Here is a 5,970-nt window from a genome sequence, read left to right as displayed (position 1 = left end):
TGTTGTTAAATCTATTTAATTCAAACAATATCAAAAAATTACCGCCCCCCAATAAAGGAGTGCGGTGATGCAGTTTTTACTAATTTCATCTTTATTAATTGTCTGAATATTCATGCAGTAATTTTTTCAGCTTTTTCCGGGTGAAAAATATTCTGCTTTTAACGGTACCGAGCGGTAAATAAAGCTTTTCAGCTATTTCTTTGTATTTGTACCCTTCGAAAAACATGGTGAACGGGACTCGGTATTCGTCATCAAGCGCATCGATATTCCGGTAAATTTCCTTGCTATTGTAAATTGAATCCGGGGCCGGATAATTTTTCTTTGGAAACAAAAGACAGAAATCGATGTCGGAATTACTGAACGTATTCCTTATTTTTTTATTCTTTCGGTAATCATTAATAAATGTGTTCCTCATGATGGTGTAAACCCATGCTTTGAAATTTGTGTTTTGCGTAAACTTTTCGCGATAAGTCAGAACTTTTAACATGGTTTCCTGCAATAAATCTCTGGCCTGGTCTGAATCGGAAGTTAAACTGAGTGCATAAATGTGCAACTTGCTCCTTAAACTGAGAAGTGCGTTGTTGAATTGAATTTTGGTCATGACGTTTTTGTTTTTTTTTACTACCGGCAATAAAATTTTACTGATACAATAGTTCATATATTTCCTGCAAATCAGGCGAAAGGATGATTTCGGTCCTGCGGTTTCCTGCCCGGCCTTCAACTGACGAATTCAGGTTTACCGGGTGAAACTCGCCTTTCCCGGAAGCGGTGATACGCGCCACATCAAAACCATAATCTTTGGTAAGAATGCGGACGATGGATGAAGCCCTGGCGGTGCTGAGATCCCAGTTATCTTTAAACCGTTGGGTTTTAATGGGTACGTCATCCGTATGGCCTTCAATGTCCACGGTGAAATCGTTGGTGCTGTTCAGTACATTTGCCAGCGATTTTAGCGCTTCTTTCCCTTTAGGATCAACCACATCGCTACCCGATTTAAACAACAATTTTTCTTCGAGTGAAACATATACTTTCCCGTCTTTTTGGTAAACATTCAGTTCGTCTGTTTTATAATTTAACAGCGCCTTTGAAATCGAATTTTTCAGATCAGTGGTTTTATCGTTTTGAGATTGAATGATATCCTGAAGTTCTTTCAGTCGTGCAGCCTGTTCCCTGATGGTCATATTTGATTCGGATGAGAGCAACATCAGGTTATTTTGAAGGGAATTATATTCCTTCTGAAACGCATCTTTTTCTTTTTGAAGAGATGCCATTTCCTCTTTTAATCTCATTCCCTGCATTTTGCTTTCATCCAGCTGGCTAAGCGTAGCTGTTTTTTCCTTTTGCAACTTATCGGCCCTGGCTTCTGAAGCTGTAAATTTTTTGCCCGATACGCAGGATGTAAACACCAGACCAACTATCAGGGCAATAAAAGTAAGGTGGTAAATTGATTTTTTCATTTTGATAATTTTAAGTGAAAAATAATAGAAGCAAGGTGAGAATATTTGGGATGCAAAGTGTTACATAACTTTGAATAAGAGTTACATTATTCACACATTTTTTGAATAGAAACAACTATGATTTCTGCCGGAGTGAACCACTAAGCATACATGTATTCTTTGAATACGCTTTTATTGTGGTTTTGAGTTTTAAGTTTTTTAATCGCACCTTCTTTTATCTGACGTATCCTTCCTTGCGATAATCCATAAATAAAAGCTATTTCGCTTAAAGAAAGAGGTTCATTGCCATCTAATCCATATAAACTTCGCATTATTCCAGAGTCTCTGTCATTAAGCCCTGCAAGTAATCGTTCAATTCCATTTCGTATTGAACTTTTGTTTAAGTAAGTTTCCGGATTGAGTGAATCATCATTTGGAATAAAATCGTATAAGCTGGTTTCCTCTTTATTCGGAATCGGGGCATCCATTGATATTTTATCAAGTATAATACTCATTACACCTTCAACAATTTCATACTTTAAATTCAATAAATCGGATAATTCTTCGGTAGTTGGTTCGCGAAGAAGCTCATGGCTCAACTGGTTATAGGCTTTCGTGATTTTACTTTTCAATCCTAATTTATTGAGCGGAATCCTCACTATTCTGGATTTTTCTGCTATTGCCTGTAAAATTGATTGCCTGATCCACCATACGGCATAAGAAATAAATTTAAATCCGCGGGTTCTGTCAAAACGCTCGGCAGCAGTAATTAGCCCCACATTGCCTTCACTAATCAAATCAGATAAGCTCAATCCCTGGTTCTGGTATTTTTTTGCAACAGAAACCACAAAACGCAGGTTGGCTTTAACCAGTTCATCAAGGGCATTTTTATCTCCGTCTTCAATTTTGCGGGAAAGTTCAAATTCCTGGTCATTCGTCAATAATTCTGTTTTTCCAATTTCCTTCAGGTATATTTCAAGTGAAAAGTTATCGCGATTGGTTGTTTGGTAAGTAATCTTAAATTGTTTCATCATAAAAACATGGTTCTTTTTGTGTATTTGTCAAAATTCTTGATTTTCTTTTAAGAAAATTTACATAATTCCAATTTTGAGTTACATAATTCCCACATTTGCCGTTTTAATCATTACCGGTTAATTGGGTTTATCCTGAATATCTGGTTCTGCAATTTCTTTTGGAGCCACGCTTCCCGAAACATAATTGGCATAAGCGCGTGTAAACTCGGCACCGTAAAAAACAATCATTGACGAATAGGAAACCCACAGCATTATCAGAATGATTGAACCTGCGGCACCATATCCTATTTCAGGGTTTAATTTTCCGAAATACAATCCCAGTCCGAATTTCCCAATATCAAACAGAAAAGCAGTAAATACGGAGCCAATCCACACATGTTTCCATTTTATTTTTGCATCGGGTAAAAATTTAAACATCAATGCAAACAAAACTGTGAGGATTGCAAATGAAAGAACGAAATTAATGATTAGTAACACTGTGAAAAATGATTCGGAAAAATGCCCCGTCAACCAACTGCCAAAGGCCGAAAGCAACGCAGAAATTACAAGCGAAACGATGAGTAAGAATGCAATGGTAATGATTAGGCCGAATGAAAATAAACGGATCCGGACAAAACTCCAGATGCTGTTTTTCGTCACATCAACTTTAACTTCCCAAATGGTATTTAACGATTTTTGAAATTGTGCAAAAACACCTGTGGCACCTACAAGCATAATAATTATTCCGAAAATTGTTGTGAGGAGGGAATTTTTAGCTTCGCTGGCCTGCACTATAATATTTTGAACCTGCCGGGCAGTGTCGGCGCCCATGGTGGAAGCAAACTGGCTGAATATATGATTGTTCACGGCATCGCGCCCAAAAAAATAGCCCGAAAATGCCAGAATTACAACAAGCAGCCCTGGCAACGAAAAAAATGGCGTAATAGGCAATTACCGCACTTTCGCGAAACGGGTCTTTTGCCCACCATTCAATAAGCGCCTTTTTCAAAATCTTAAAAACTTTACCAGCTGGTATTTTCATTTTTGCGAATTTTTTTATGATTCATTTCAGAACTAAGTTGAGAAAATATAAATTGGTTTGCGTTATATAAATTTAAAAATAAGTTACATCATTCACACATTCCCGGTGATTTCCGGGTTACCGGAATACAACCGGTGCCGGTTTACCAATCTCAAAATCACGAAAGCCAAAATCGGTGGTTTGAAAAGAGTTCATTTTTAGAATATTATTTCCTTTGCCCGGAATTACCGGAAAGAAGGAAATGGATAGCTGGAAAGCATTCATTACCAGGTTGTCGTTTTTTATTAAAACGCCCAGCCCAATTTGCGAATACACTTTGCTGCCGCTGAACCCTTTTGCTGCATCGCCCAGCATCCCCAGTGAAAAGTTAAAATAGGGGCCAAAATGAAACCCGATAAAATTCCACGGCGCGTAAAACTGGGTTTGCGAAGTAAACAAAAGCCGGCTGATGCCCGACAATTCCGGACTGCTAAAGCCTCTTAACCCGTATTCGTTGTTAATGGTTAAACTGTCGTAATCAATACGATTGATGCCGGCAATAAACTGGGGTTTTACAAACTGCCTGAATTTCCATTGCCCGATTTCAATCAGGTTGGTAAAATAATTGGCGCCAACCCTGAAAACTCCCTGTTCCGCTTTTGATGTCCGCAGAAAGGTGCCATACTCAATGTTGGAACTGAGGTATCCCCATGAATAATAACGGCCTGAAGAAAAACGCGCCCTAATATAGTAACGTCCCAAACTGTTTTTTTTCTGGTAGCCGCCGGTCAGTCCAATCACTTTTCCAATTGGAACATCTTCCGTTATTCCAAATTTGAAAATGTATTTGTCTTTTACATACAACCGTGTTGTTACGCCAATGCCGGCGAGGTAAAAATTTTCGTCGCTGTAAAACCGGAGTGTGTCAATCGTTTCAGCAGGCTTTTCGAGAAACCGGACCCGGATAAATCGCGCGGCAGAAACAAACCGGGTGGTGCGGCTGTATTCTGAATTTCCCCTGAAAACCGGCATGGAACTGCCCGCCCAGTAATCCTGTGCATTGTATTTAAAATGCATGGCGTTGTTTGACCATATAGTATCTTTTTGTGCAAGTTGCGAAAAATTTACACCTGCGGCCCATTTTGCCAAAGGGGAAAAAAACGGACGATCCACAGCAAAGTTTTTGATGAAATTTCCGTATTCATCGGTGCCGTATTGGAGGGTGGAATTAATATAGGTATTGCGGATATTGGGTACGTAGTATTCCATTCTGTAAGCAACATCGCCGGTTGAAGGGTTCCAGACCATTCCGTTCTGGAACGTGTGACCCAGGCCAATGAAATTGTTTTCCCTCAGTTTAAAATTATGGCGGGAAGCAGAAATTGAACCACCGGGAATCAGGCTCCAGCTATCCAGTTCGCGAATGAAAATATCAACCGAGTCGGGGCTTTCAGGGGCAACCTGAACAAAAAAGGATACATCGGTAATGTAATTCATGCTGCGCACCAGCCGTTCCGATTCTTTTACCAGCAGGGGATCGAAGGGTTGATTTTTTCGCACCAGCAACAGGTTCCGAATGGTGCCGGGTTGGGTTTTTATATGCAGCCTGTTTCCTGTTCGGGATAAAATGTTGAGCGATGCCGAAATGGTGTCGCCAATGGAATAGCCAAACGGATCGAGCGTTGTAATGGTAATTTGCCTGATGATTTTTCCTTCAAAAAAGCTGTAGGGTTTTTGTATCAGTCGCTTGTTCAGTATTTTTTGTGCAGGTGGCGGCGCTACGGGTTTAAAAAACAACCGGAACATAAATTTGGTAAAACCGCTTTTTTCGGAATAGGTTTCGATGTTCTCGTAAAGCTGGGTTGAATCTTTTTGGACAGTAGTATCCTGTGCAAATGCGAAATCATTTGATAGCAGTAAAACAAAAAATAATATGGCCGCGCTTTTCATCCACATTTTTACTTTTTAATAACGCTTTTATTTTAGCTGAAATAGGCATTTAGTAAATTTGCTTAAAAATTTGACAATGGGGTTAAAACCCCTTAATCTTCTGCATTCCATTAGTCCGTTCACTAAAGTGAACGGCAATTTATGCATTAATTCAAATTCTTTTGACCATTTATTGCCGTCTGCTTTAGCTGACGGTTTTTAAAAGTTGATGTTGAATCTGGCTTTAGCCACATTTGGGTTTGTATCTGTTAAATGCCTAATTCAATAAGTTTAAAAATTCAATTTTCTTCTCTTTGCCCTTTGCCCCATGCTCTTTGCCCTCTGCCCTTCGCTCTCTGCCTTCTCATTTATTTTCAGCCGGCATTATTGTATCTGTCTTCATTCGCATTTCTTCTTTGGCTGCTTTTTTTGCTTTCTGCCTGTAGTATCTTCTAAAAAACCAATTGTGCTTGAGTGCTTCCATGTTTTCGTTCAGCCCTATGCTGCTTTCTTTCAGGTTAATAATGGTTTCATCAATGTTATTAACGATAGATGTATCCTTGAGCAACAT

General features: G+C 39.1%; 6 protein-coding genes. All 6 read right to left on the bottom strand.

The features are described 5' to 3' along the window. Nucleotides 1–94 precede the first annotated feature (94 nt). A complete protein-coding gene (locus ACTCNA_RS17295; protein ID WP_462949192.1) occupies nt 95–601 on the bottom strand; it encodes an RNA polymerase sigma factor in 507 nt (168 codons plus the stop codon). A 37-nt stretch (nt 602–638) separates the two neighbouring features. Next, nucleotides 639–1,457, bottom strand: coding sequence for an OmpA/MotB family protein (locus tag ACTCNA_RS17290; protein WP_462949191.1), 819 nt, complete (start codon nt 1,455–1,457; stop codon nt 639–641). 140 nt (nt 1,458–1,597) lie between these two features. After that, nucleotides 1,598–2,470: a sigma-70 family RNA polymerase sigma factor gene (locus tag ACTCNA_RS17285; protein WP_462949190.1), complete on the bottom strand. Its 873-nt coding sequence runs from the start codon at nt 2,468–2,470 to the stop codon at nt 1,598–1,600. A gap of 117 nt (nt 2,471–2,587) precedes the next feature. After that, on the bottom strand, nt 2,588–3,400 hold the full coding sequence (locus tag ACTCNA_RS17280; protein WP_462949189.1) for a YihY/virulence factor BrkB family protein: 813 nt from the start codon (nt 3,398–3,400) through the stop codon (nt 2,588–2,590). A gap of 208 nt (nt 3,401–3,608) precedes the next feature. Beyond that, complete coding sequence (locus ACTCNA_RS17275) at nt 3,609–5,426, bottom strand: hypothetical protein (protein ID WP_462949188.1); 1,818 nt, start codon at nt 5,424–5,426, stop codon at nt 3,609–3,611. 337 nt (nt 5,427–5,763) lie between these two features. Then, nucleotides 5,764–5,970, bottom strand: a 207-nt coding sequence (locus ACTCNA_RS17270) for a hypothetical protein (protein WP_462949187.1), incomplete at its 5' end; no start/stop codon positions are given.

The sequence above is a fragment of the Tangfeifania sp. genome, assembly GCF_055108615.1.
The sequence above is the reverse complement of the archived record's forward strand: the minus strand, read 5'-3'. Positions and strand labels throughout refer to the sequence as shown.